The following is a 24,640-nucleotide window of genomic DNA, read 5'->3' as shown; positions in this document are numbered from 1 at the left end:
ACCAATAGACGCCACACTCTTCCGCAAGGCGTGAGCCAGCGCGCCGACCCGACGGCGCGCTGCGCGCCGACCGCAGCCAGGAGGTCTCATGACGAATCCGAGCACCACTCCGACCACGACGGGCGGCGTCCGTTACGCCCGAGCCGAGGACGGCTACTTCGAGAAACGCACGCTGAAGCGCTCCGCGGGAGTCTGGGGACTTTGGGGTCTCGCGGTCGCCGCCGTCATCTCGGGCGACTTCTCGGGCTGGAACTTCGGTATCGACTTCGCCGGCTTCGGCGGCATGCTCATCGCCTTCGCCGTGCTCGTGCTCATGTACTACGGCCTGACCTTCTCGATCGGCGAGATGGCGGCCGCGATGCCGCACACCGGCGGCGCCTACTCGTTCTCGCGCTCGGCGATGGGACCGTGGGGAGGGCTCGCGACAGGCCTCGCCGAGACCATCGAGTACGTCGCGACGACCGCGGTGGTCGTCTACTTCTCGGGGTCGTACGCGAATCAGGCGCTCGAGCTGCTGACCGGGATCAGCCTGCCCGCGTGGCTGTGGTGGGTCGTCCTCTACGTCCTGTTCATCGGCCTGAACGCCGCGGGCGCGGCGGTCTCGTTCCGGTTCGCGATCATCGTGTCGGTCATCTCGATCGGCATCATCGTCGTCTTCGGGGTGATGGCCCTCGTCTCGGGCGCCTTCTCCTGGGCGTCGCTGTGGGACATGGCCCCGAACCCCGACGCGTTCGGCGCATCGACGTTCCTGCCCGAGGGCCTCGGGGCGATCCTGTTCGCGCTGCCGTTCGCCATGTGGTTCTTCCTCGGCATCGAGGAGCTGCCCCTAGCCGCGGAGGAGTCGCACAATCCGGCCCGCGACATCCCGCGCGCGGGACTGTGGGCTCGCGGAACCCTCATCGGCACCGGCCTGATCGTCCTGTTCCTCAACACCGGCGTGCTGGGGGCGGAGGCGACCGGCACGTCGGTCGAGCCGCTCCTCGACGGCTTCAAGGCGTTCCTGCCGCCGCAGGCCGCCGCGATCCTGTCGCTGCTCGCACTCATCGGTCTGCTCGCCTCGCTCATGGGCATCATGTTCGCCTACGGGCGCAACATGTACTCGCTGTCGCGGGCGGGCTACTACCCGCGGTGGCTGTCGCTCACGGGCAAGCGCCAGACGCCGTGGGTGGCGCTCACCTTCGGTGCCGTGCTGGGCTTCATCGCGCTCGTCATCCTCCAGGCCGCGGGCGGCGACACGAGCCCTGCCGGCGCGATCGTGCTCAACATCGCCGTGTGGGGCGCGGTGCTCGCGTACTTCCTGCAGATGGTGTCGTTCATCATCCTGCGTAAGAAGTTCCCGAACGCCGAACGTCCGTACAAGAGCCCGTGGGGATTGTTCGGGGCCTACTCGGCCGCGATCATCGCGGCGATCGTGTTCGTCGGTCTGTTGTTCAACCCGACGTTCCTCCTCGCGATCGTCGCGATCATCGTCGTCTACGTCGTGATCTTCATCGGCTTCGCCGTCTATGGCCGCAAGCGCCTCATCCTCTCTCCCGAGGAGGAGTACGCGCTCTCGGGCGGCCTGCACGGCGACCCGCAGCGCGAGGGCTACGACGCCATGGAGAAGGACGTCTTCGGAGACCGCCGCTCCTGAAAGACCCGGACGGGCCGGGTGCTGCTGAGGGCGCACCCGGTCCGTTCGCACGTCCGGCCGCGTTCACGGATGCAACAGATCCGACGCGACACGCCGGTGGCGGCGACGCGGATGCCGGGTGTCGCCCGGCATCCGTTGCATCCGCTGACGCGGGTCGCCGTTGTACGCGGGCCACCGCTGGACCCGGTCGACCCCGGGGCTAGGGTGTGGGCATGAGCCACGCCGGAGCGGGGATGCCCCTGCGCGACTATCGGGTCCACCGCTACGTCAACGCGTTCTGCCCGACGTGCCACGAGGAGGACCCGGACCGTCCGCTGAGCGAGGTGCGCCGGCTGTCGGGGTGGCTCGCCGACCGAGACGGCACGGTCTGGCTGGAACGCGGATGCCCCGACCACGGCCTCGTGCGTACGCTCTACGACGAGTCGGCCGAGATCCTCACCTATCTCGAGCAGTGGACCGCGCCGACGAAGGTGCACGGTCCCGACACGACCGGCAACTTCAAGCCGGTGCCCTCGGCCTACGAGGACGGTCTGCCGCAGATGCAGACCCAGCACACCTGCATCCTCCTCGAGGATCTACTCGACCACTGCAACCTCAAGTGCCCCACCTGCTTCGCGGAATCGAGCCCCGCGGCCTCTGCCGTTGCGCCGCTGGCCGAGGTGCTCGCGTCGGTCGACGCGCGGCTCGCGAAGGAGAACAATCGCATCGACGTGCTGATGCTGTCGGGCGGTGAGCCGACCCTCTATCCGTGGCTCGAACAGCTCCTCGAGCATCTCGTCGCCCGGCCGATCGTCCGCATCCTGCTGAACTCGAACGGTCTCCGCATCGCGCAGGACGACGCTTTCGTCGAGGTGCTCAAGAAGCACCGTGAGCGGGTCGAGGTCTACCTGCAGTACGACGGCGAGTCGGCCGCGGCATCCGCCTTCCACCGCGGCGCCGACATCCGCCGGTTCAAGGAACGCGCGATCGAACGGCTGTCGGATGCCGGGGTGTTCACCACCCTCACGATGACGGCGACCCTCGGGGTCAACGACGGCGAGATCGGCGCGGTGATCCGCCGCGCGATGGCGACGCCGTTCGTCGGCGGCGTGACGATCCAGCCGGTGTTCGGCTCGGGGCGCTCGTCGGGCATCGACCCGAACGACCGTCTCACGCACACGGGTGTGCTGAACCGGCTCGGCCCGCAGACGGACGGCGAGGTCACGTGGCGCGACCTCACGGCGCTGCCGTGCAGCCACCCGCACTGCTGCTCGGTCGGCTACCTCCTCAAGGACGATGCTGGCGACTGGAAGTCGCTCGTCGGGCTCATCGGGCACGAGCAGTTGAAGGACTTCCTCGACCTGCAGCCCGACATGATCGCCAACCGCATCGCCGACAGCAACGTCAACAAGGCGATCCGCGAGGTGGTGAAGGGGTCGCTTCTCGACCTGCTGAGCGAGCAGTCGTCGCTGTCGCATCCGTCCATGAGCTCGATCTGGCGCGACATCTGCCAGAACTGCGACCTCGGGATCGGCACCCTCGCCACCCTCGCCGCATCGAAGCTGCCGGGGCAGCACGCGCGTCTGCGAAAGATGATGGGCGAGCGGGTGCTGCGGATCACCGTGAAGCCGTTCATGGACATCAACACGATGATCGAGGAACGTCTCACGCAGTGCTGCGTGCACGTGGCGACCGTCAACGAGTCGACCGATGCGCACCAGTGCGCTCCGTTCTGCGCTGTGCAGGCGTGGGCGCCCCTGGGCCGCACTCGCCTGTCGACCGCGATGGGCGGTCGACAGCAGATCCCGGTGAGCGTCTCGTGAGCGCGGCGGGGTTCGGGCACCTCAACCAGCGCGACGAGAGCGTCGCCGATCCGGTCGCGCCGTTCGACCCCCTGAGGCTGTGCGTCTTCGCGACGATCGCCGTGATCGCTGCCGTCACGGGGCCTCTCGCGGTCGCTTTCTTCGCCGGTGTCGCGATTGCCGGGTACATGCGCGCCCGGCGCGCAGGGCTGCTCCGCTCGCGCTGCAAGCTCGGCGACACCCGGCTCGTCCTGGCCTACCTGTGCGTGCTCGAGGTGCTCGCCCTGGCGGCGATCCCGCTGTGGGTCATGCTCTGGATGCGGCTGCTGGGCTGACCCGTGTTCCCACTGCTGAGCGACCTCGCACCCTGGCTGCCGCCGATCGACACGCACGCCGTGTTCGTGGGCCTCGGGCTGCTCGCCGCGGGGGTCGTCTTCCTCATCGAGAAGCGCCGACGCGGCGTCAGCGACCCGCGGATCGCCTATCTCGTGCTCGGCGCGCTCGTCGGCGCCGCCGTGCTCTCGCGGCTCGGAACATGGGCGCAGCACCTCGATCCATCGAAGAACCTGTCCCTCATCGATCAGCTCGCCTACGGCAACGCGTCGATGCTGTCGGCGCTCGTCGGCGCGTGGCTCGGTGTGCACGTCGCCAAGCGGATCGCGCGCTACGCCGACCGGTCCGGCGACCTCTTCGCCCCCGCCGTGGCGCTGGCCATGGCGATCGGACGCATCGGATGCCTCCTCACCGAGCAACCCGGGACCCCGACCGGCGCCGGGTGGGGCATCGTCCTCGACCCGGCCGCGGCCGCGCGCGTCGGGGCGCCCGCGGGCGTGCCGCTGCACCCGAGCTTCGTGTACGAGATCGTCTTCCATGCGGCCGCCTTCGCGGTGCTCTGGTTCTGGCTGCGGCACCGCCCCATCGCGCCGGGCGAGACCCTGACGCTGTACATCGCGGCGTACGCCCTGTTCCGTTTCGCCGTCGAGTTCGTCCGCGGCAATGAGGTCGCGTGGCTCGGGCTCACGAGGCCGCAGCTGTTCCTCGCCGTGACGATCCCCCTGCTGTTCGCCCGCCTCGCCTGGATGGTCGCGCGCGGACGACTCACCCTGCACGACACCCCACCGATCGGAAGGATGGCCGCCGATGTCCCCCGAACCTGATCGTCCCGACGACGCCGACCCGACGCCGCCTACCGACCCGCCAGCGGGTCCGCCCGCGGGCCCGCCGCAGGGTCCGCCGGCCGCGCCGCCCGGCGGAACCGCCGGACAGCTTCCCGCCGGTCCGCCGCACCCGACCCCGCCGCAGGCCGGGTCGCCCTACCCGATCCCGCCGCAGGCCGGCCCGCCGTACCCGACCCCGCCGCACCCAGGGATCTCGCCGGAACCACCGGGCTATGCGCAGGCCGCGGGACCACGACCCCGGAGCTTCGGTGCGGGCGTCGGCATCGGCACGGGCATCGGATGCGGCGCCTACGTCCTCGGCGGCCTGCTCGCGATCGCGCTGATCTCGACGGGACTGGTCGGGTTCCTCATCCCGTTCGTGATCATCGCCGTCGTCGGCATCGCGCTGATGTTCTCCGCACGGACGCGACCCTTCGGCACCGGCATCCTGATCGTCACGGCCGCCGCCTGGATCCTCGTCCTCGGCCCGTGCGTCGCACTGCTGGCACCCGGCGGCTTCACCTGAGCCCGCCCGATCACGGATGCAACAGATCCGACGCGACACCCCGATGACCGTCACGCGGATGCCGGGTGTCGCCCGGCATCCATTGCATCCGCTGACGGCGGCTCAGAGGGGAAGGCGCAGGCACACGAGCTGTGCGCGCGACTCCCAGGAGGGCGCGGCGACGAAGCCCTGCCGCGCGTAGAGCGCGAGGGCGTTCGCTCGCCAGTCCCACACCGAGAGGCGCAGCCCCATCGCACCGAGGGCGCGTGCGCGATCCGCGGCATCCGCTAGCAAGGCCGACCCCGCACCGGACCGACGCCCCGCGGGGGCGACCCACAGACGCTTGAGTTCGACGTCGCTCCCCGAGCGGTGCATCACTGCCATCCCGATGGCCGCTCCGTCGCGCTCGGCGACGAGCACCTCGCCGCCGGCGAAGGAGGCCGCGGGATCGCGCACCTCGACCGCGTAACGCTCGGGCAGAGGTCCGGGCTCGGCGAGCCCGTGCTCGACCTTCTCCCGCTCGGTCTGTGCATGATAATCGGCCAGCATCGAGGCGACCGCGGCGAGGTCGGGCGCGTCGAGACCTGCAGGGCGGACGGTGACGGATGCGCGCACCCTCCCATCTTCTCCCGCTCGCGGCTGCAACGGATCCGACGCGACACCCCGACGACGGTGACGCGGATGCCGGGTGTCGCCCGGCATCCGTTGCATCCGCTGACGCACGCCCGCGGTTGAATGGACGGATGCGCTGGACCCTCCGCCCTTCGACGCCCGACGACGCGACCTGGATCGCCGAGCTGCGCGCCGTGGTCCTGCGCCCGGACCTGGATCGCCTCGGCCGATACGACGAGACCCGCGTGCGCCGGCGGTTCCTCGACGCCTTCGATCCGGCTCTCACCCGCGTCATCGTCGTGGACGGAGCGGATGCCGGGTCGGTCGCCGTCCGGCCCGCACCGGACGGGACCTGGCTCGAGCACTTCTACCTCGCCCAACACCTCCAGGGCGCCGGAATCGGCACGGAGATCTTGCAGGCGACGCTTGCCGGGAACCGCCCGCTCCCCTGGCGCCTCAACGTCCTGCAGGGCAGCCCCGCCCGCCGGCTGTACGAGCGGCACGGCTTCGTGCTCGACACCGAGGACGAGGTCGACGTCTTCCTGGTGCGCCAAGACTGAACGACGAAGGGGCCGGATGCCTCTCGGCATCCGACCCCTGTCGTTCCGTCGCTTACGACCCGGCGATGATGTCCGGGCTCGCGGTGATCTCGCCCGCGGCACCCACGCCGACCGCTTCGCGGCCTTCCTGGCGGGTCGTCGCGAAGACGAAGCGGCCGTTCTCAGTGTCGACCTTCACGTGGTCGCCGGCGTTGAGCTCGCCGCGCAGGATCCGCTCGGAGAGCTGGTCCTCGACCTCGCGCTGCATCGCGCGGCGCAGCGGCCGGGCACCCAGCGTCGGGTCGAAACCGATCTCGATGAGGCGGTCCTTCGCGTCGTCGGTCAGCTCCACCGTCATGTCACGGTCGAGCAGACGCTCGCTGAGGCGCTTCGTGAAGAGCGTCACGATCTGGCGCAGCTCGTCCTTGTTGAGCTGCGGGAAGACGATGACGTCGTCGACACGGTTGAGGAACTCCGGCTTGAAGTGGCGCTTCAGCTCCTCGTCGACCTTGCCCTTCATCCGCTCGTAGGTCGTCTGCGAGTTGCCCTCGACCTGGAAGCCGACCGGACCACCGGCGATCGCCGACGAACCGAGGTTCGTCGTCATGATGATCACGGTGTTCTTGAAGTCGACCACGCGGCCCTGACCGTCGGTCAGGCGACCCTCTTCGAGGATCTGCAGCAGCGAGTTGAAGATGTCCGGGTGGGCCTTCTCGATCTCGTCGAAGAGGACCACGGAGAACGGCTTGCGGCGCACCTTCTCGGTGAGCTGGCCGCCCTCTTCGAAGCCGACGAATCCGGGAGGGGCACCGAACAGTCGCGAGACCGTGTGCTTCTCGCCGAACTCCGACATGTCGAGGGAGATCAGCGCGCCCTCGTCGTCGAAGAGGAACTCGGCGAGCGCCTTGGCGAGCTCGGTCTTTCCGACACCCGTGGGCCCGGCGAAGATGAACGAGCCAGACGGACGGTTCGGGTCCTTCAGACCGGCACGCTGACGGCGGATCGTGCGGGAGAGGGCCGCGATGGCCTCCTCCTGACCGATGACGCGCTGGTGCAGGGCCTTCTCCATGAAGACGAGACGGCTGGTCTCCTCCTCGGTGAGCTTGAAGACCGGGATGCCGGTGGCCTGAGCCAGGACCTCGGCGATCAGACCCTCGTCGACGATCGCGTGCGACGCGACGTCACCCGAGCGCCACTGCTTCTCGAGGCGCAGACGCTCGGCCAGGAGGGACTTCTCCTCGTCGCGCAGGGCGGCGGCCTTCTCGAAGTCCTGCTCCTCGCTGGCGGCTTCCTTGTCCTCGCGGACCTTCGCGATCTTCTCGTCGAACTCGCGCAGCTCCGGCGGGCTGGACAGGATCGACAGGCGCAGGCGGGCGCCGGCCTCGTCGATCAGGTCGATGGCCTTGTCGGGCAGGAAGCGGTCGGAGACGTACCGGTCGGAGAGGTTCGCCGCGGCGACGATGGCGCCGTCGGTGATCTGCACCTTGTGGTGCGCCTCGTAGCGGTCGCGCAGACCCTTCAGGATGTTGATCGCGTGGGGCAGGCTCGGCTCGGCGACCTGGATCGGCTGGAAGCGACGCTCCAGCGCGGCATCCTTCTCGAAGTGCTTGCGGTACTCGTCGAGGGTCGTCGCACCGATCGTCTGCAGCTCACCGCGGGCGAGCAGCGGCTTCAGGATGCTGGCGGCGTCGATCGCGCCCTCTGCGGCACCCGCACCCACGAGGGTGTGGATCTCGTCGATGAAGACGATGATGTCGCCGCGCGTGCGGATCTCCTTGGTGACCTTCTTCAGGCGCTCCTCGAAGTCACCGCGGTAGCGGGAGCCGGCGATGAGCGAGCCGAGGTCGAGCGAGTAGACCTGCTTGTCCTTGAGCGTCTCGGGCACCTCGCCCTTGACGATCGCCTGGGCGAGGCCCTCGACGACGGCGGTCTTGCCGACGCCGGGCTCGCCGATGAGGACCGGGTTGTTCTTGGAGCGGCGCGACAGGATCTGCATCACGCGCTCGATCTCCTTCTCGCGCCCGATGACGGGGTCTAGCTTGTTGTCGCGCGCGGCCTGGGTCAGGTTGCGGCCGAACTGGTCGAGGACCGCCGAGCCGCCCTGAGCGGTGGCCTGGGCCTGCTCGCCGGCGCCGGTTGCGACGCCCGCGGGCTCCTTGCCCTGGTAGCCGCTGAGCAGCTGGATGACCTGCTGGCGCACCTTGTTCAGGTCGGCGCCGAGCTTTACGAGAACCTGAGCGGCGACACCCTCACCCTCGCGGATGAGCCCGAGCAGGATGTGCTCGGTGCCGATGTAGTTGTGGCCGAGCTGCAGCGCTTCGCGCAGCGACAGCTCGAGCACCTTCTTGGCGCGCGGCGTGAACGGGATGTGACCCGTCGGCTGCTGCTGCCCCTGTCCGATGATGTCCTGGACCTGCTCGCGCACGGCGTCGAGCGAGATGCCGAGGCTCTCGAGGGCCTTGGCGGCGACGCCTTCACCCTCGTGGATCAGGCCGAGGAGGATGTGCTCCGTGCCGATGTAGTTGTGGTTCAGCATCTTCGCCTCTTCCTGGGCGAGCACCACCACACGACGTGCACGGTCTGTGAATCTCTCGAACATCGTCCACCTCCACTCGACGCACTGGCGGCGTCTTACGTAGAGGCTAACGACGCTCGGATGCCGGTATGCCCGTGTTCGCCGTGGGCATACCGAAGCCGGGGCTTGCGGCCGCGGCATCCGCGGGCATAACGTTTCTCGATAACAACGAATGTCGTTATGGGGGGGCTGGCCGGAAGCCGCCCGGCGACCGCAGCGCGAGACAGAAGGGTTGGTGTGACATGGCACGGTGGATGCTGATCGTCGGGGCGGTTCTCGTCGTCGTCCTGATCGTGGGGACGATCCTGGCCTTCGCGCTGGCGACCGCGAAGAAGCAGCGAGCAGGGCAGGATCCCACCACGCTGGTTCGTGTCACGCGAGTCGTCGCGATCGTGTGGGCAGGATTCGCCGCGATAGGCGCGGTGATCGCACTGCTGACCGCGCTGCTCGCTCCGGGCGTGGCCATCACGATGCCCATCCGCGAGTTCTGGCCGCAGCTGCCCGACACCGTGACCCTCGATGTGGATACGGCTCGACGGGTGTCGGGAGGCTTCACCGAGGTGACTCTGACCCTTGAGGAACTCGACCCGACCGCTCGCGTGCTCTGGGCGCTGAGCCAAGCGCTCGCGTGGGGCATTCCCGGCTTCGTCGCCGTGTTCGTCGCCATCGCCTGCTCTCGACTGCTCGTCGGCGCCGCCTTCGCCCCCGTCGTCGCGAAGATGGCGGTCACCACGGGCGCGGTCATCATGCTCGGCGGCATCGCCGCTCAGGTGATGGGCGACATCGCGGGAACCATTGCTTCCATGCAGTTCTTCGGAGCGCGAAGCGGCTCGTGGTCGGGGGACTTCCCGGGCATCGACAACGCCTTCGACGCGTGGTTCCCCTCTCCCACCGTGCTTGTCACGTTCCCCTTCTGGCCGATCGCGGTCGGCCTCGCGTTCGCCGTCCTGGGGGCGATCCTCCGCTACGGCTCTCGCCTGCAGAACGACGTGAAGGGGCTTGTGTGATGACGGCGCCATCCCGGACCGCCGGCGCACTCGACCTCATCGTCTACGGCGTCGCCGCCTCCCTCACGGCACTGGCCGTCGCGGTCTATCGGATCACCGAGATCGTGAGCCCGGCGGGCCCCGCTGTGACGGTCGGGGCGGATGAGGCATCCGCTGTCCTCCGACTCCCGGCCGGCGCAGCGGTCGATGCCGTCGTCGTGCGCGCGCCGGAACTCGGTGCGGGCGGTCGGGCCTGGATGATCGCCGCGGTGCTGATCGCCGCCGTCGCCGCGATCATCGTGGCCGCAGCGCTCATGCGCGTCGCCTTCGCCGTGCGCCGGGGTCGTGTCTTCGCGGGCGGCGCGACACGTGCGCTCACGGTGATCGCCGCGACCCTGACGGTCGCGGCGTTCGCCTGGCCGATCGTCGACGGGATGGGGCGTCAGCACGCCGTGCAATCACTCGGCATCCGATTCGAAACGCTGTCGATGCTCGATCTGCTCCCCCTGCTGCCCGTCATTCTCGTCGCCGTCGCGGCGGCGGTGCTGGCCGGTGCCTTCGCGCAGGGCGAGCGTCTGCAGCGCGACACTGAGGGACTCGTGTGACACCCGCCGAAGAGGACGAGCTCACCGGCATCCACTGTCGACTCGACGAGCTGCTCGCGGAGCGGAACATGACGCTGACGCGCCTGTCGGAGATCGTCGGCGTCTCAGTCGTGAACCTGTCGATCCTCAAGAACGACCGCGCCCGCGCGATCAGGTACTCGACCCTGTCGGCGATCTGCCGCGCCCTCGACTGCGAGGTCGGCGAGCTCCTCGTGCGCGCGGACTGAAGCCGCGTCAGCGGATCGGCACCGTCTCGGCCGCGTCGAGCACACCGAAGCTCAGCGTCGCCTCGCGGTCGACCACCGCGTCGGGGTCGAGCTGCACGAGCGTGAGCTGCGGCGCCATGTCCATCGTGCAGACCTGATCAGCGGGCGGGGTCTCGAAGCGAACGACGACGGATGCCGGTGACGCGACACGCGTGTCCTCGACGACGGGCGGGCACGACGACGACCCCCACGTCCGGAGCGCGATCACGCGGTCGCCGATCCACGAGGCGGACGGCGCGTACGCCTCGACAGGGCCGCCGGCGTACGCGGGCAGGTCGATGTCGGTGCGCACGTCCTCGAGTTCGACGCGGACCCGCTGGTCGGTACTCGCATCCACTCCCTCGGGCACCGGGACCTCCAGGATCCGGGCATCGTCGAGGCAGAGCGCCTCGGCGGACCGCTGCAGACCCACAACGACGACGCCGCCCTCGAGGCGCACGTCCTCGACGTCTGCCGTGCACATCGGCCCGCCGTACGTCACGACCCCGATCGTCGCTCCCCCATCGAGCCACCCGGCGTCCACGCGGGGCGCCGGCGCCACCGCATCCGCTCCTCCTCCGGGGGCCGCATCACCCGCCGCGGGTGTGGCGCACGCGGCGAGCGCGGCGGCGACGACCAACGATCCGGCGAGCACGGCGAACAGACGGATACGCATGGGGGTCTCCTCCTCAGTGGCGGACACCCGAGAAGTGTCCACAGCTGCGGGGCCGTCTCACTGCAGGGCTGAGGTCAACCGTGCGAGGTTGTCGAGGACCACGGAGCGAATCGGGCGCTTCTCCCACTCCTCCATGGTCAGCTCGCGGGACATCCCCCGGTACAGGTCCTCCACCGTGCGCAGCTGCTCGACGAACTCGGCGCCGCGCACGAGCATCGTCACCTCCAGGTTGAGACCGAACGAACGCATGTCCATGTTGCTCGACCCGACGACGGCGACCTCGTCGTCGATCGACATCGACTTGGAGTGCAGGATGTAGGGCTTCTTGTACATCCAGATCTTCACGCCCGTCGCGAGCAGCTGCTCGTAGTAGCTGCGCTGCGCGTGATAGACGATGGCCTGGTCGCCCTCTTCCGAGACGAACAGTTCGACCTCGACGCCGCGGTGGCACGCCGTCTGGATCGCGAGCAGCAGTCCCTCGTCGGGGACGAAGTACGGGCTGACCATGACGATCTTGCGGGTGGCGCCGAAGATCAGGCTCAGGAACAGCTTCAGGTTGTTCTCGTACTCGAAGCCGGGCCCGCTCGGGACGATCTGGCAGTCGAGGTCGCCGGTCCCGGCATCCGTGGAGAAGTCGGATTCGACCGCGAACACCTCACCGGTCTCGCCGTACCAGTCCGACACGAAGACCGCGGAGAGGGATGCCACGACCGGGCCGTCGACGCGGACCATCATGTCCACCCACTGCAGGCCGCGACGCAGGTTCGTCTTCAGGTTGTAACTGCGATCGGTGACGTTCTGCGACCCGATGAAGCCGACGACACCGTCGATCACGACGAGCTTGCGGTGGTTGCGCAGGTCGGGGCGCTGGTACTTGCCCTTCAACGGCTGCACCGGCAGCATGAGCCGCCACTGCGCACCCATCCGCTCGAGGCGCGAGATCGTCGCCTTGTAGTTCGGCTTCCAGCGGTTCGCCCAGTGATCGAGCAGCACGCGAACCGTGACCCCGCGAGCGGTCGCCCGCTCGAGAGCCGAGAAGAACTCGTCGGTCGCCCCGTCGGACTGCAGGATGTAGAACTCGACGTGCACGTATCGGCTCGCACGATCGATCTCCGCCGCCATCGTGTCGAGGCTGCCCTGATAGTCCGAGATGATCTGCGCGCCGTTGTCGCCCGCCATCGGCAAGGCGCCGAGCTTGCGGTTGAGGCCCACGAGCTGCTCGAACCAGACCGGCGCGTCGGGACGCAGCGTGCCGAAGTCGAGGTCCTCGCTCGCTTCGCGGAAAGCCCGGTTGATCGCCTCCTGCTCCTTGCGGCGCTTGCGCGGCAGGCGCGGGTTGCCGATGAGCAGGAACAGCAGGATGCCGATGACCGGGATGAAGTAGATCGCCAGCAGCCACGCCATCGCCGCTGTGGGGCGCCGGTTCCTCGGGATGATGAAGACCGCGAGGATGCGCACGGAGATGTCGAACGCGAGGACGAGGACGATCCACCACGTCCACGTCCAGTCGACGCTGATGCTGATCACGCGGCCCCCCGGAACTGTGGGCTCAGCCTATCGTTCGGCCCGTCAACCGGCGTTTTCGTCGGGTCGCGGCAGGCCGCGACGGCGGCGCTCCTCGGCCTCGACCTTGGCGTAGACCTTTCGCTCGGTGCGATCCATCCGAAGAATGCTGCGCAGCACGAAGCCGAGCAGGCCCGCGACGACGATCGTGGGGATCAGACCCCAGACCACCGCACCCCAGTACTCGTCCACCCCTCCATCGTAATGTCGCCGGCGAGGCCGGGGCGCACGGCCTTCTCCCCAGGCGGCCGGATCCGCGGTCCGTCCCGAATCCGCGCGGGCAGCAGCCACCGGCATCCGGTCGGGTCGGACGCTGGGCCCATGTCCACGATTGTCGCCGCGGCCGATGCCGCACACCTGCTCCGCCTCGTTCCGCGCCTGCTCGACTACACGCCCACGCAGAGCCTCGTCGTGATCCCCCTGCGCTCCGGGCGCAGTCTCGGCGTGATGCGCGTCGACCTTCCCCCGGACGACGCGGACCTCGATGCGGTCGCCTCGACCGTCGTCGGGCTCGCCTGCCGCGTCACCGGCGTGGAGGGCTTCGTCGCCGTCGTCTACACGGACGAGTCCGCCGACTCCGCGCTGCCCGGCGCGGATCTCATCGGCGCGCTGCGGCGGACCGCCCGCGCCTGCGGCCTCGACGTCGTCGATGCGCTCACCGTCGCCGCCGACGGCTGGTGGTCGCACCTCGAACCGACGCTGCCGCGCGGCGGTCATCCGCTCGCGCTGATCGAGCACCGGGCGCCCGCGTCGGACCAGTCGTCGGGTGCCGACCTGCCGCTCGTCGACGCGTCCGAAGTCGCCGGTACGGCGGCCGCGCTGGCATCGCTCGAGTCGGCGCTCACGGTGCTGTGCGGCATCCCGTCGACCCTCGGTGCCGAGACGCGGGTCGATCCGGCCGCTCTGCAGGCCGCCTGCGCGCTCGACGATCTGCCCGCGCTCTACGAGGAGATGCTCGAGTGGGATGCCGCGGCCCTCGACCCGATGCGCGTCGCCGTCCTGGGGTGGTGCCTGTCGCGGCCGTCGCTGCGCGACGTCGCCATCGTGCAATGGTCGGGCGATCAGGACCGCGGCGACGACGCCCTCGACGCGCAACGGCGGTGGGAGGACGGCGACGAGTACCCCATCGACCTCGCGGAGGTCCTGTGGGGCGAGGGTCCGCGCCCCGACCCGGAGCGCCTGTTGCGAGCGCTCGAGCTCGTGCGCCAGGTCGCCGCGCGGCTTCCGGCCGACGAGCGCGCGGGCGCCTGCGCGACGGCCGGGTGGCTCGCGTGGGCACTCGGCCGCTCGACGCACGCGGGCAGGTACGCGGCTGCCGCTCTCGAGGTGGATCCCCGATTGGGGCTCGCCGAGATCCTCATGAGCTTCGTGCAGTCCTCGCACCTGCCCGACTGGGCGTTCCGCCGCTGAGCGGTCGTCAGCGTTCCACGATCGCGAACCCTCCGGCCGGAAGCGTGACGGTGCCGCCGCCCGGGCGCACCCGCACCTCGCGGCCCCGCGCGTCGTAGACCGACACGTCGCCCGTGCCGACCGAGACCCGCTGCGGCGTACGCGCGGCGGAGTGCACGAGCAGCATGCCCTCGCCGTCGCCGCCGAGTTCGAGGCGCGAGACGATCGGGCGCACGAGCAGCCCGTCGAGCTGCAGGTCGCCCCGCGACACGTCGACGCGCAGCCGGTCCTCGCCCTTCGGGAGCGCGCGGGTGAGCGTGTGCGGGTGCATCGCGCCCGCCGTCGGCGAGATGCCCTGCGCCGGTCCGGTGAGCTGCAGCGAGCCGAGCGGCAGCCGCCCGGCGCGCCACGTCGACGCGGTGCGCTCGCGCACCTCCGACAACACGACCGGTTCGACCCACCGGTTGCCGCCGGTCCCGGCGAGGTCGAAGACCGCCGAGTCACCTCGCGACAGCGTCAGCCGATCGCCCGACCAGCTGGACTCGCCGCTCCACGACTCCGGGGTGTCGATCTCGCCCGTGGTCGAGACCGCATCCTCGGCCTCGACGAACGACAGACCCTCGCGGTCGGTCACCTCGGTGGGGGCGACGGCGCGCTCGCGCACGTCGGGATGGGCGTCGAGCGCGATCGCCGTCAGCAGACCGTGGATCGTCGACTCCGCGCCGCTGTTGCCCCAGGCGTCCACATCATGTGCTCCGGACGAGAACACACGATATGGACCGTTCACAACATGTGCGGTCGTTGCGAGCACATGATGTGGCCCCGGGAACGGCGGCGGGTCACTTGACGAGCGGGAAGAGGATCGTCTCGCGGATGCCGAGGCCGGTGATCGCCATCAGCAGGCGGTCGATGCCCATGCCCATTCCTCCGGTCGGCGGCATGCCGTGCTCGAGCGCCCGCAGGAACTCCTCGTCGACGCGCATCGCCTCGTCGTCGCCGCGCGCGGCGAGCTTCGCCTGCTCGACGAAACGCTCGCGCTGGATGACGGGGTCGACGAGCTCGGAGTAGCCCGTTGCGAGCTCGAAGCCGCGAACGTAGAGGTCCCACTTCTCGACGACACCCGGGATGCTGCGGTGCTCGCGCACGAGCGGAGACGTGTCGAGCGGGAAGTCCATGACGAACGTCGGACGCTCGAGACCGCCCTTCACGAAGTGCTCCCACAGTTCCTCGACGAGCTTGCCGTGGGTCGCGATCTTCTCCGGCACCTCGACGCCCGCCTCGGCCGCGAGGGCCTGCAGCTCCTCGAACGACGTCTCGGGCGTGACGCGGCGACCGGCGGCATCCGACAGCGACTCGTACATCGAGATGCGGTCCCACTGCCCGCCGAGGTCGTACTCCGTGCCGTCCGCCCACGTCACGGTCGTCGAGCCCGCGACGGCGATCGCCGCGTTCTGGATGAGCTCCTGCGTCAGGTCGGCGATGCCGTTGTAGTCGCTGTACGACTGGTACGCCTCGAGCATGGCGAACTCGGGGCTGTGGGTGGAATCGGCGCCCTCGTTGCGGAAGTTGCGGTTGATCTCGAAGACGCGGTCGATGCCACCGACGACGGCGCGCTTGAGGAAGAGCTCCGGCGCGATGCGCAGGTACAGCTCGGTGTCGAACGCGTTGGAGTGCGTGACGAACGGACGGGCCGCAGCGCCGCCGTGCTGCACCTGCAGCATGGGAGTCTCGACCTCGAGGAATCCGTGCGCCTCGAAGGTGCGACGAAGCGACGCGTTGACCTTCGCTCGGGCGACCACCGTCTCGCGGGCGGTGTCGCGCACGATGAGGTCGAGGAAGCGCGAGCGCACCCGGCTCTCCTCGCTCAGCTCGGAGTGCAGGTTCGGCAGCGGCAGCAGCGCCTTGGCCGCGATCGCCCACTCGGTGACCATGATCGACAGTTCGCCGCGCCGGCTCGAGATGACCTGACCGGTCACCGAGACGTGGTCGCCGAGGTCGACGAGCTCCTTCCACGCTTGCAGCGACTCCTCGCCCACCTCCGCGAGGGAGACCATCGCCTGGATGCGGCTGCCGTCGCCCGACTGCAGCGCCGCGAAGCAGAGCTTGCCGGTGTTGCGGCTGAAGACGATGCGGCCGGCGACCGAGGCGGTCTCGCCGGTCTCCTCTCCCGCCTCGAGCGATGCGAAGCGGTCCCGCAGCGCGGGGATCGTCGTACTGACGGGGACCGCGACGGGGTAGGCGCCACCGGCGGCATCCGTCCGCTCCGCCAACAGGCGCTCGCGCTTGGCGAGGCGGACCGCCTTCTGCTCGAAGATGTCCTCGTCGGTCGTCTCGGCGGGCGTGGGCGCGGACGCGTCGGTCATGGCAGAAGGCTCCTCGGGGATTCGACCCTTCAGTCTATCGGCGAGGCCCTGTGCGGTTTCCGCGGCGAGAGCGGATGCCGGTGGCCGCCGTCCGTGAACAGCCGAGCGGGTCGACCGGGCTCAGCGGCGAGGGGTCCAGCCGGGCGGACGCGGGTCGCCGCCCGCGGCGCGCTCGGCGTCGGCCGCGGCCGACCACCCCTGCGCGGCGTCGACGGCGTCGAAACCGCCCCGCGCGACGCGGAACCCGACGTCGTCGTGCGTCATCCGCGGTCCCCCGCCGCGGCGGGTGCCGGCCCGCACGCTCCACGCGTCGTCGGCGAACCCGCCGCCGCGGAACACGCGGTAGTCGTCGTAGCGCTCCGTGTCGAGGAAGTCCCAGCACCACTCCCAGACGTTGCCGAGCGTGTCGAACAGCCCGTTGAGGTTCGGCAGCTTGCCGCCGACCGGCTGAGGTGCGCTCACCCCGTCGGCCGATGTCCACGCGATCTCGGCGAGCGGGCCGTACTGCGGGCCCGTCGAGCCGGCGCGGCAGGCGTACTCCCACTCGGCTTCGGTCGGCAGCCGGAAGCCGTCGCTGTCGACGTGCCACCGCACTTCTTCGCCGTCGACGCCGTACGCGGGGTCGAGGCCCTCCCACTCCGACAGCGCGTTGCAGGGCCGATTCAACTGGTCGTCGCAACACCTCGTGATCGCAGAGGTGTCAGATGGTTCGTCGTCAGCAGGCAGCAGATCGGGCGGAGCGACCGAAGCTTCGGTCGCCGGGGCATCCGAAGTTCCCACGGCATATCGAGGCAGCATTCTGGGCGGGGATCGCGAAGGGGCTGTTGCCCATCGAGGCTGCTGCGGTGGTCGGCGTGGCGCAAGCCGTCGGTCAGCGGTGGTTCCGCAACGCTGGCGGCATGCCTCCGTTTGATCTGAAGTTCACGCCAACCGGACGCTACCTGTCGTTCGCTGAGCGTGAGGAGATCGCGCTCCTGCGTGCTCAGGGAAGCGGGGTGCGTGAGATCGCCCGAACCATAGGCCGTGACCCGGGGACCATCTCCCGTGAGCTGCGCCGGAATGCGGCCGTCCGCTACGGAAGTCGCGGGTATCGAGCATCGGTTGCGCAGTGGAAGGCCGACATGGCTGCGAAGCGCCCGAAGGCGGCGAAGCTGGTCACGAACGTGCGGTTGCATACCTACGTCCAGGACCGATTGTCGGGGCAGATCACCACGCCTGATGGCAAGGTGATCGTCGGTCCCGAGCCTCCGCGGTTCACGGGGATCAACAAGCCGCACCGCAAGCACCGCGGGTGGTCCACGGCGTGGAGTCCGGAGCAGATCAGCAACCGGCTCAAGGCTGACTTCCCCGATGATGAGTCCATGCGCATCAGCCATGAGGCGATCTACCAGTCGCTCTACATTCAGGGCCGCGGTGCGCTCAAACGCGAGCTCGTCTGGTGTCTGCGCACGGGCCGTGCGCTGCGCGCGCCGCGGGAGCGGTCACGCCGGAAGACGTGGGCGCACGTCACTCCCGGAACGCTGATCAGCGAACGTCCCGCAGAAGCTGAGGACCGCGCGGTCCCTGGCCACTGGGAAGGAGACCTGCTGATCGGGCTCGAGCGTTCAGCGATCGGCACCGTAGTAGACCGCACGACCAGATTCACGATGCTGGTCCACCTCCCACGCGAGGAGGGCTATCGGCACAAGGAGACACCCAAGAACGGCCCCGCACTGGCCGGCTACGGCGCGATCACGATGAAGAACGCGCTGGCGAGGATCATGTCGACGCTCCCCGCCCAACTGGCACGGTCGTTGACCTGGGATCGCGGCAAAGAGATGTCTGCTCACGCAAAGTTCACGGTCGAGACGGGCATCCCGGTGTTCTTCGCCGACCCCCAATCGCCCTGGCAGCGTGGCACGAACGAGAACACCAACGGGCTGCTGCGTCAATACTTCCCCAAGGGCACCGACCTGTCCTGCTGGTCGGCCGAGGAGATCGAAGCCGTCGCTCACGCACTCAACACAAGGCCCCGCAAGACACTCGACTGGAAGACCCCCGCCGAGGCATTCAACGAGCAGCTACTGTTGCTCCAACAGAGCGATGTTGCAACGACCGGTTGAACCTGGTCAGAACCGCACGGCGCGCAGCCAGCTGACCTCGGCGGCGGGACGCCGCGGATGGGATGCCGCGATCCCCAGCACCTCGGAGAGCTGCTCCTCCGTGACGGGATAGACCCCGATCTCGAACGGTTCGAGCTCGACGGTCCAGCGTGTTCTACGGCGCGCGTCGTGGAGCTCCACCCGCCCGGCGGGGATGCGGGCGAGCTCGACGTCGCTCACGGCTGCACCGTCGGACCGTCGCCGATCGAGGGGGCGGTCTCGGTGAGCGCGCGGTCGATCGTCGTGTGGACGAGGGCGGAGAGGTAGCGCGACGGATCCTCGACACCCGCGGCGCGGAGCAGGTCGGCGGACTGCCGCACGATCGACGAGGAGAACGTCGTGGCGGTGGCGATCGCCTCGCCGTAGGCGGCGCGCTCGGCGTCCGTGACCACGACGGGCTCGCACCCCATCTCGACGGCGAGCGCCTGCGCGATCGGCATCACGGCGGCCGGTGCGGTCACCGCCGCGTAGGCGTCCTTCAGAGCGCGGAGGTCCGTCGACGTGCCGGTGAAGGCGATGGCGGGGTGGATGGCGACGGGGATCGCGCCGCGCGACGCGGCGGGACCGAGCACCTGTATGCCGTGAGCGGCATCGGTGTGCATCACGATCTGCCCGACCTGCCAGGCCCCGACCTCGGCAAGGCCCGCGACGAGGGCGGGCAGCTCGTCGTGCGGGACGGCGAGGACGACGAGTTCGCTGCGGCGGACGACCTCCTCCGCGCTCAGCCGGGGGAGGTCGGGGAGGATCGCGTCGACGCGATCGTCGTCCGAACCCGACGTGATGCCGGTGAGGGCATGCCCGGCGCCCGCGAGGGCGGCACCGACCACGGGACCGACGCGTCCCGCGCCGATCACCCCCACGCCGAGGCGGCCGTCCCGCGTCACGGTTGCTCGTCCTCCGGTCGGGCGGGTGCGACGACGGGCGCGGCGGTGTCGGGCGCGGACACGGGCGCGGCGGTGTCCGGCGCGGACCCCGCCGCATCCACCCCCGCGGCATCCTCCTCATCCGCAGCCGGGCTCACCGATTCCGCGGATGCCGCAGCCACGGCCGCCGCGGTGATGTCGTTCCAGAGCGCGTACGCCTCTTCGTGGTCGAGCGAGGCGACGGTGCCCGACACCGGGCCGAGCACAGTGTGGCCGGTGAGCCCGGCGAGGCCCAGCCGGCGGTCGAGGGGACCCTGCGAGATGCGCACGGACTGCAGGCGCGCGAGCGGCAGGATGGTGAGCTTCGGCCAGAGGCGCCCGGTGCGCACGAGCACGGCCTGCGGCAGGACGAGGATGCCGTTGCGTCGCCAGGTGAGCGGGTCGATCACGCGCGCGCGAGCCGGCGACGTCGTGTACCCGTCGCCCGCGGCAGGGCCGTGGAGGCCCGCGTCGAGCAGCGCCGCATCGATCGGGACCGACGGGAGCAGCAGGCGCAGGACGCGCTCGACGTCCGCCTGCGTCCCGATGGGCAGCACGTCGCCCATCTGCGCCGCCGACGTGTCGCCCGCCGAACGTCCCGAGATCTGGTTGATGCGGATGCGGTACCACCCGCCCCAACGCCACAGCAGCGGCTGACGGACGTCGACGGCGTGGATGCGGCCGGGCGGCAGCGTCTCGGTCACCGTCGTGAGCAGCCCGAAGGTCACCCGGACGCCCGAGGCCGACGGTGCGATCGAGTAGCGGACCGTCCGGACGAAGCGGCGCACGGCGTACGCGCCGAAGGCGATGGCGGTGGGGATCGAGGCGCCGAGCGCCGGGACGATCCACACCGGCTGCAGCACGAGCCCGACGATCACGGCGATCACCACGAGGACGAAGCTGATCGTCGATCCCGACAGCAGCCCCGCCAGGATGAGGCGCGACATCGGCACGCGGACGATGGATTCCGCTTCGGTGCCGTCGTCCTCGACGCCGTCGATGATCTCGGAGATCCCCGCCGTCACCCGCGAGGTGAGCGGACCGCCGGCCGCCGTGCGGGCCGCGGCATCCTTCGTCCGGTGTCCGGACGCGAGGCGCAGGATGTCGCCGCGCACCGTCTCGGCGTTCGCCGTCGACAGGTACTCGAGCTTGACGTTCGCGTCGAGACCCGCGCCGACGACCTCGAGCTTGGCCAGCGCGACGAGCCGGGCGAGCGCGGGCCGGGTGAGGTTCACACCCTGCACCCGGTCGAGGGGTGCGCGCCGGTGCGTGCGGAACAGCACACCGCTGCGCACCTCGACCTCGTCGCCCGTGATGCGGAAGGTGTGGAAGCGCCACGCCATCCAGAACAGGGCGACCAGCACGATCAGCCCGACGACCACGGCGACGATCGCCTGGACGGCGATGCCGTTCTGCAGCACGAAGTCGACCGGGTCCTCCTCGTCCCACCGGAAACCCTCCGGCAGGAAGAACGAGATGAGCCGGTCGCGCAGGTTCGCGATCAGGATGCCGATGATGACGAGGAGCGTCAGCCCGCCGCGCAGCAGCGGCGACAGCGGATGCAGCCGGTGCCATTCGCCGTCGCTCATCTCGGACCGCACCGCGGCGGGCGGCGGCGCGGGCACGCCGACGTCCGCCGGAGCGGCCGGCTGCGGGTCGAGGTCGCTCACAGGCCGGTCCGCCGGGTCTCGGCCACCTCGATGAGGGTGTCGCGCAGCGCTTCGGCGTCCTTCTGCGGCAGTCCGGGGATCGTCACACCGGTGGATGCCGCGGCGGTGACGAGCTTCAGCTGGGCGATGCCCAGCATCCGATCCAGCGGGCCGTGTGTGATGTCGACGAGCTGCAGCCGACCGTAGGGCACCGACACCATGCGCTGCCACAGGATGCCGCGGCGGAAGACGAGGTCGTCCTCGCGCAGCTGGTACCCGATCGAGCGCGCCTGACGCGGCGTGACGATCAACGTCACGAGGACGATGACGAAGAGGATCGAGCCGGGGATGAGAGGCCAGGTCGCCTGGAACATGAGCCAGAGGGTGAGGACCGCCGCGGCGATCAGTACCAGCAGCACCAGGTTGCCGATGACCTGCCCGAGGACGTACTTGCGCGACAACTGCCGCCACGTGCCGTCGCCGAGCGGCAGGCGGTTCGCGCCGCGCGGCTCGAAGATCCGCGAGAAGGTCGCGTCGTCAGTCGGAGTGGGAGAGTCCGTAATCGGGTTCGTCGGGTCCGGGCTGGTCGTCATCATCGTCCTTCCGGATGGTGCACAGGTGTTCGGCGACGAGGGCGCCGGCGACGAGGAGCAACCCGCCCCCCAGTGCGGCGATCACCGCACCCGTCGAGCCTAACGAGGGTGACACCGGTCGTGTGAGGACGAAGACGAGGAGGCCGCCCGCGAATCCCGCGACGAGGGCGCCGACGATGCTCGACGCCTTCGCCATCATCGCGATCCGCAGCGCCCGGAACGGATCGACCGGCGCCGCCGCCCCGACGGTCGCACGGCGCACCGGGATCGCCGCCGCGACGACCGCCACCGCGAGTGCGACGAGCAGGATCGGCAGCAGGGGCGACGGGGTGAAACTGGGTTGCCCCATCCCCGTCAGCACCTGGTCGACGAAGAAACCGGCGACACCCGACACCACGGCGATGGCCGCGAGCAGGAGGGGGTTCGTGCGCGTCACGACGCACCTCCGGGGAGGGCGGCGCGCAGGTCGGCCACCCGGCCGACACCGGGGAGCACCGCGTCGGGATCGATGCGGAGCCAGGGGTCGAGGACGAAGTCCCGCTCCGCCGCCCGCGGGTGCGGCAGGACGAGCGCAGGGTCGTCGGAGCGCACGTCGCCGTACGTGATGAGGTCGAGGTCGAGGGTGCGGCTCCCCCACCGCTCCCGCCGTTCGCGTCCGTGCCGCCCCTCGATGGCGTGCAGATAGCCGAGGAGCATCGTCGGCGCGAGACGGGTGTCGACGATCGCCACCGTGTTGAGGTAGCGGGGGGCGTCGGCATCCGGTCCGCCCAGCGTGATGGCGACGGACTCGATCGGCTCGGCGGCGGCGACCAGTTCGGTCAGCGGCAGTCGGCCGAGGTCGGCGATGGCCTCGGCGATCGTGGCGGCCCGCTCCCCCAGGTTCGCGCCGAGGGCGATGACCGCGCGATGGGCGGGGCCGGCGGCACGCGGCTCGCGCGGCGGTGTCCCCTCGGCCAACCGACGGCTCATGCGCGCGACCGCCGGACGGTCACGGCGACGTCGCCGAACGGGACGGGGATGGGAGCTGCCGGCTTGTGCACGGTGATGGCGACAGTCTGGACGAGCGGCCACCCGGCGAGCACGGCGGTCGCGATGCGCTCGGCGAGCGTCTCGATGAGGTTGACCGGGTCGCCCGCGAGCAGCGCCGCGACCCGTTCGGCGACCTCGCCGTAGTGCACGGTGTCGACGACGTCGTCGCTGGCCGCCGCGGGCGCGAGCGACAGCGAGAGCACGAGGTCGGCGACGAACTCCTGACCGTCGCGGCGTTCGTGGTCATAGACGCCGTGATACCCCGTGGCACGGATGCCGGTGATCGCGATCTCGTCGGTCATCACTCCCCCTCCCACGCCGCGCGCACCGCGAGCGCGAGACGCGTGGCGGCGACGTCGTGCACGCGCACCGCCCACACCCCCGCCTGCGCGGCGAGGACGCTCGTGACGGCGGTCGCGAGGTCCAGGTCGTCCTCGCCCGCGAGCTCGATGCCCGCGCCGGCGGCGGCGACCGCCAGCATCCGCTTGCGACTCGTCCCGACGAGCACCCGGTGACCCTCGCCGATCAGGCGGGCGAGGCCGCGCACGACCAGCCAGTTCTGCTCGGGCGTCTTGCCGAAGCCGAAGCCCGGGTCGACGATGATGCGGTGATCCGGGATGCCGGCCGCCCGGGCGGCGGCGACGCGCTCACCGAGTTCGCCGACCACCTCGGCGACGATGTCGTCGTACACGGCGGTGCGGTACATGTCGGCCGAGTGCCCGCGCCAGTGCTGCAGGACGACGTCGGCCTCGGTGGCTGCGACGGCGGGGAGCATGTCGGGATCGGCGAGGCCGCCCGACACGTCGTTGACGATCCGCGCGCCCGCGGCGACGGCGGCGATCGCGGTGCTCGCGTTCATCGTGTCGACGCTGATCGTCGCGCCGTCTTCGGCGAGGGCCTCGACGACGGGCAGGATGCGGCCCTGCTCGTCCGCCGGCGCGACGCGCTCGGCGCCCGGTCGCGTCGACTCTCCGCCGATGTCGAGCAGGTCCGCACCGTCGAGACGCAGCGCGCGACCGTGCGCGATCGCCGCGTCGCGCGAGGCGTAGCGTCCGCCGTCGCTGAACGAGTCCGGCGTGACGTTCACGACCCCCATGACGAGGGTCATGTGCGGCCACCCGTGAGCAGGGCGATCGCCTCGGCCCGGGCCGCGGCCTCGGTGAACGCGCCGCGGGCCGCCACGGTGACGGTGGATGCCGCCGTCTGACGCCCGCCCCGCATCGTCACGCACTCGTGCACCGCGTCGAGCACGACGAGCACCCCGCGGGTGTCGATCGAGCCGGCGATCGCGTCGGCGATCTGCTCGCCCAGGCGCTCCTGCACCTGCGGCCGAGCGGCGAGGATGTCGATCACCCGGGGCAGTGCGCCGAGACCGACCACCTGCTCGCCCGGCAGGTACGCGACGTGCGCGCGTCCCGCGAACGGCAGCAGATGGTGCTCGCACATCGACTGGAAGCGGATGTCGCGCAGCATGACCGCGCCCGAGGGCAGCGTGTCGGGGGCCGGCCCCCGCGTCACCGAGATCGTGTGCGCGAGGGGGGCCGCGGCATCCTCCCCCACTCCGGAGAAGAACTCCGCGTACGCGTCGGCGACGCGCTGCGGGGTGAGCTTCAGGCCCGGGCGCTCCGGATCCTCACCGATGGCCACGAGCAGTTCTCGGACCAGCTCGGCGACGCGCTCGCGGTCGACCGCCATGC

26 protein-coding genes and 2 pseudogenes are annotated in these 24,640 nt (G+C 70.3%); 11 read left to right on the top strand and 17 right to left on the bottom strand.

The annotated features are described in order from the left end of the window. Positions 1-88: 88 nt before the first annotated feature. The 5 genes from ACPEH2_RS04685 (at position 89) to ACPEH2_RS04665 (ending at position 5,097) form a co-directional block, all read left to right on the top strand. On the top strand, positions 89-1,633 hold the full coding sequence (locus ACPEH2_RS04685) for an amino acid permease (protein WP_359920623.1): 1,545 nt from the start codon (positions 89-91) through the stop codon (positions 1,631-1,633). 212 nt (positions 1,634-1,845) lie between these two features. After that, entirely contained in the window at positions 1,846-3,435 is a 1,590-nt protein-coding gene (locus ACPEH2_RS04680; RefSeq protein ID WP_359920626.1) for a radical SAM protein, read from the top strand. After that, positions 3,432-3,749, top strand: a complete 318-nt coding sequence (locus ACPEH2_RS04675) for a hypothetical protein (protein WP_253034510.1) — start codon at positions 3,432-3,434, stop codon at positions 3,747-3,749. The genes ACPEH2_RS04680 and ACPEH2_RS04675 overlap by 4 nt, the downstream gene beginning before the upstream one ends. Positions 3,750-3,752: 3 nt before the next feature. Then, the gene (locus ACPEH2_RS04670) at positions 3,753-4,571 is read left to right on the top strand and encodes a prolipoprotein diacylglyceryl transferase (protein WP_359920629.1); all 819 of its coding nucleotides are present in this window, start codon (positions 3,753-3,755) and stop codon (positions 4,569-4,571) included. Then, a complete protein-coding gene (locus ACPEH2_RS04665; RefSeq protein ID WP_359920631.1) occupies positions 4,555-5,097 on the top strand; it encodes a hypothetical protein in 543 nt (180 codons plus the stop codon). The genes ACPEH2_RS04670 and ACPEH2_RS04665 overlap by 17 nt, the downstream gene beginning before the upstream one ends. A 102-nt stretch (positions 5,098-5,199) precedes the next feature. On the opposite strand, the gene ACPEH2_RS04660 is transcribed toward ACPEH2_RS04665, so the two are convergent. After that, a complete protein-coding gene (locus tag ACPEH2_RS04660; protein WP_359920634.1) occupies positions 5,200-5,691 on the bottom strand; it encodes a GNAT family N-acetyltransferase in 492 nt (163 codons plus the stop codon). 128 nt (positions 5,692-5,819) lie between these two features. Between ACPEH2_RS04660 and ACPEH2_RS04655 the strand changes: the two genes are divergently transcribed. Beyond that, complete coding sequence (locus tag ACPEH2_RS04655) at positions 5,820-6,248, top strand: GNAT family N-acetyltransferase (RefSeq protein WP_359920636.1); 429 nt, start codon at positions 5,820-5,822, stop codon at positions 6,246-6,248. A gap of 52 nt (positions 6,249-6,300) precedes the next feature. On the opposite strand, the gene ACPEH2_RS04650 is transcribed toward ACPEH2_RS04655, so the two are convergent. Next, positions 6,301-8,826 carry an ATP-dependent Clp protease ATP-binding subunit gene (locus ACPEH2_RS04650; RefSeq protein ID WP_359920639.1) on the bottom strand — a complete coding sequence of 842 codons (2,526 nt, stop codon included), beginning with the start codon at positions 8,824-8,826 and terminating at the stop codon, positions 6,301-6,303. Between the two features lie 65 nt (positions 8,827-8,891). Here ACPEH2_RS04650 and ACPEH2_RS04645 point away from each other — a divergent pair, with 65 nt between their 5' ends. The 3 genes from ACPEH2_RS04645 to ACPEH2_RS04635 are packed head-to-tail and all read left to right on the top strand — an operon-like array spanning position 8,892 to position 10,620. Further along, positions 8,892-9,809 (top strand): hypothetical protein, encoded by a 918-nt coding sequence (locus ACPEH2_RS04645; protein ID WP_359920641.1) that lies wholly within the window; start codon positions 8,892-8,894, stop codon positions 9,807-9,809. Next, complete coding sequence (locus tag ACPEH2_RS04640) at positions 9,809-10,393, top strand: hypothetical protein (RefSeq protein WP_359920644.1); 585 nt, start codon at positions 9,809-9,811, stop codon at positions 10,391-10,393. The genes ACPEH2_RS04645 and ACPEH2_RS04640 overlap by 1 nt, the downstream gene beginning before the upstream one ends. After that, a complete protein-coding gene (locus ACPEH2_RS04635; protein ID WP_217529804.1) occupies positions 10,390-10,620 on the top strand; it encodes a helix-turn-helix domain-containing protein in 231 nt (76 codons plus the stop codon). Before ACPEH2_RS04640 ends, ACPEH2_RS04635 begins: the two co-directional genes overlap by 4 nt. Before the next feature lie 7 nt (positions 10,621-10,627). On the opposite strand, the gene ACPEH2_RS04630 is transcribed toward ACPEH2_RS04635, so the two are convergent. From ACPEH2_RS04630 to ACPEH2_RS04620, 3 genes are read right to left on the bottom strand one after another with little or no spacing between them, the layout of a single operon-like run. After that, the gene (locus ACPEH2_RS04630) at positions 10,628-11,314 is read right to left on the bottom strand and encodes a hypothetical protein (protein ID WP_423718320.1); all 687 of its coding nucleotides are present in this window, start codon (positions 11,312-11,314) and stop codon (positions 10,628-10,630) included. A 57-nt stretch (positions 11,315-11,371) separates the two neighbouring features. Continuing rightward, positions 11,372-12,841, bottom strand: coding sequence for a cardiolipin synthase (gene cls, locus ACPEH2_RS04625; protein WP_423718319.1), 1,470 nt, complete (start codon positions 12,839-12,841; stop codon positions 11,372-11,374). A 42-nt stretch (positions 12,842-12,883) separates the two neighbouring features. Further along, a complete protein-coding gene (locus tag ACPEH2_RS04620; RefSeq protein WP_217529810.1) occupies positions 12,884-13,069 on the bottom strand; it encodes a hypothetical protein in 186 nt (61 codons plus the stop codon). 129 nt (positions 13,070-13,198) lie between these two features. Between ACPEH2_RS04620 and ACPEH2_RS04615 the strand changes: the two genes are divergently transcribed. Further along, on the top strand, positions 13,199-14,287 hold the full coding sequence (locus tag ACPEH2_RS04615; protein WP_423718318.1) for a DUF4192 family protein: 1,089 nt from the start codon (positions 13,199-13,201) through the stop codon (positions 14,285-14,287). A 7-nt stretch (positions 14,288-14,294) separates the two neighbouring features. Here the strand turns inward: ACPEH2_RS04615 and ACPEH2_RS04610 are convergent, their stop codons facing one another. The 3 genes and pseudogenes from ACPEH2_RS04610 to ACPEH2_RS04600 form a co-directional block, all read right to left on the bottom strand. Next, positions 14,295-15,011, bottom strand: coding sequence for a hypothetical protein (locus ACPEH2_RS04610; RefSeq protein WP_423718317.1), 717 nt, complete (start codon positions 15,009-15,011; stop codon positions 14,295-14,297). A 94-nt stretch (positions 15,012-15,105) separates the two neighbouring features. Beyond that, complete coding sequence (gene lysS / locus ACPEH2_RS04605) at positions 15,106-16,629, bottom strand: lysine--tRNA ligase (protein ID WP_363380818.1); 1,524 nt, start codon at positions 16,627-16,629, stop codon at positions 15,106-15,108. A gap of 120 nt (positions 16,630-16,749) precedes the next feature. Beyond that, a pseudogene (locus tag ACPEH2_RS04600) lies at positions 16,750-17,289 on the bottom strand (formylglycine-generating enzyme family protein); the annotation flags it as partial. A gap of 44 nt (positions 17,290-17,333) precedes the next feature. On the opposite strand from ACPEH2_RS04600, the gene ACPEH2_RS04595 reads away from it, so the two are divergent. Further along, complete coding sequence (locus ACPEH2_RS04595; protein ID WP_359920663.1) at positions 17,334-18,731, top strand: IS30 family transposase; 1,398 nt, start codon at positions 17,334-17,336, stop codon at positions 18,729-18,731. Positions 18,732-18,740: 9 nt separating this feature from the next. Here the strand turns inward: ACPEH2_RS04595 and ACPEH2_RS04590 are convergent. The 9 genes and pseudogenes from ACPEH2_RS04590 to folE form a co-directional block, all read right to left on the bottom strand. Further along, positions 18,741-18,950: pseudogene (locus ACPEH2_RS04590) on the bottom strand (formylglycine-generating enzyme family protein); the annotation flags it as partial. Then, positions 18,947-19,654: a DUF2520 domain-containing protein gene (locus tag ACPEH2_RS04585; RefSeq protein ID WP_359920666.1), complete on the bottom strand. Its 708-nt coding sequence runs from the start codon at positions 19,652-19,654 to the stop codon at positions 18,947-18,949. The pseudogene ACPEH2_RS04590 and the gene ACPEH2_RS04585, both read right to left, overlap by 4 nt. Beyond that, on the bottom strand, positions 19,651-21,342 hold the full coding sequence (locus ACPEH2_RS04580) for a PH domain-containing protein (RefSeq protein ID WP_359920667.1): 1,692 nt from the start codon (positions 21,340-21,342) through the stop codon (positions 19,651-19,653). The genes ACPEH2_RS04585 and ACPEH2_RS04580 overlap by 4 nt, the downstream gene beginning before the upstream one ends. Then, entirely contained in the window at positions 21,339-21,914 is a 576-nt protein-coding gene (locus ACPEH2_RS04575; RefSeq protein ID WP_359920670.1) for a PH domain-containing protein, read from the bottom strand. The genes ACPEH2_RS04580 and ACPEH2_RS04575 overlap by 4 nt, the downstream gene beginning before the upstream one ends. Next, positions 21,859-22,350, bottom strand: a complete 492-nt coding sequence (locus ACPEH2_RS04570; protein WP_359920673.1) for a DUF3180 domain-containing protein — start codon at positions 22,348-22,350, stop codon at positions 21,859-21,861. The genes ACPEH2_RS04575 and ACPEH2_RS04570 overlap by 56 nt, the downstream gene beginning before the upstream one ends. Next, positions 22,347-22,883 (bottom strand): 2-amino-4-hydroxy-6-hydroxymethyldihydropteridine diphosphokinase, encoded by a 537-nt coding sequence (gene folK, locus ACPEH2_RS04565; RefSeq protein ID WP_217529836.1) that lies wholly within the window; start codon positions 22,881-22,883, stop codon positions 22,347-22,349. Before folK ends, ACPEH2_RS04570 begins: the two co-directional genes overlap by 4 nt. Further along, positions 22,880-23,245, bottom strand: a complete 366-nt coding sequence (folB, locus tag ACPEH2_RS04560) for a dihydroneopterin aldolase (RefSeq protein WP_359920676.1) — start codon at positions 23,243-23,245, stop codon at positions 22,880-22,882. Before folB ends, folK begins: the two co-directional genes overlap by 4 nt. Further along, positions 23,245-24,051 carry a dihydropteroate synthase gene (gene folP, locus ACPEH2_RS04555; protein WP_359920679.1) on the bottom strand — a complete coding sequence of 269 codons (807 nt, stop codon included), beginning with the start codon at positions 24,049-24,051 and terminating at the stop codon, positions 23,245-23,247. Before folP ends, folB begins: the two co-directional genes overlap by 1 nt. After that, a complete protein-coding gene (gene folE / locus ACPEH2_RS04550) occupies positions 24,048-24,638 on the bottom strand; it encodes a GTP cyclohydrolase I (RefSeq protein ID WP_253035019.1) in 591 nt (196 codons plus the stop codon). Before folE ends, folP begins: the two co-directional genes overlap by 4 nt. Between the last annotated feature and the right edge of the window lie 2 nt (positions 24,639-24,640).

This window comes from Microbacterium sp. NPDC064942, from assembly GCF_049545525.1.
GTDB classification, from domain to species: domain Bacteria; phylum Actinomycetota; class Actinomycetes; order Actinomycetales; family Microbacteriaceae; genus Microbacterium; species Microbacterium gawkjiense.
The sequence above is the reverse complement of the archived record's forward strand: the minus strand, read 5'-3'. Positions and strand labels throughout refer to the sequence as shown.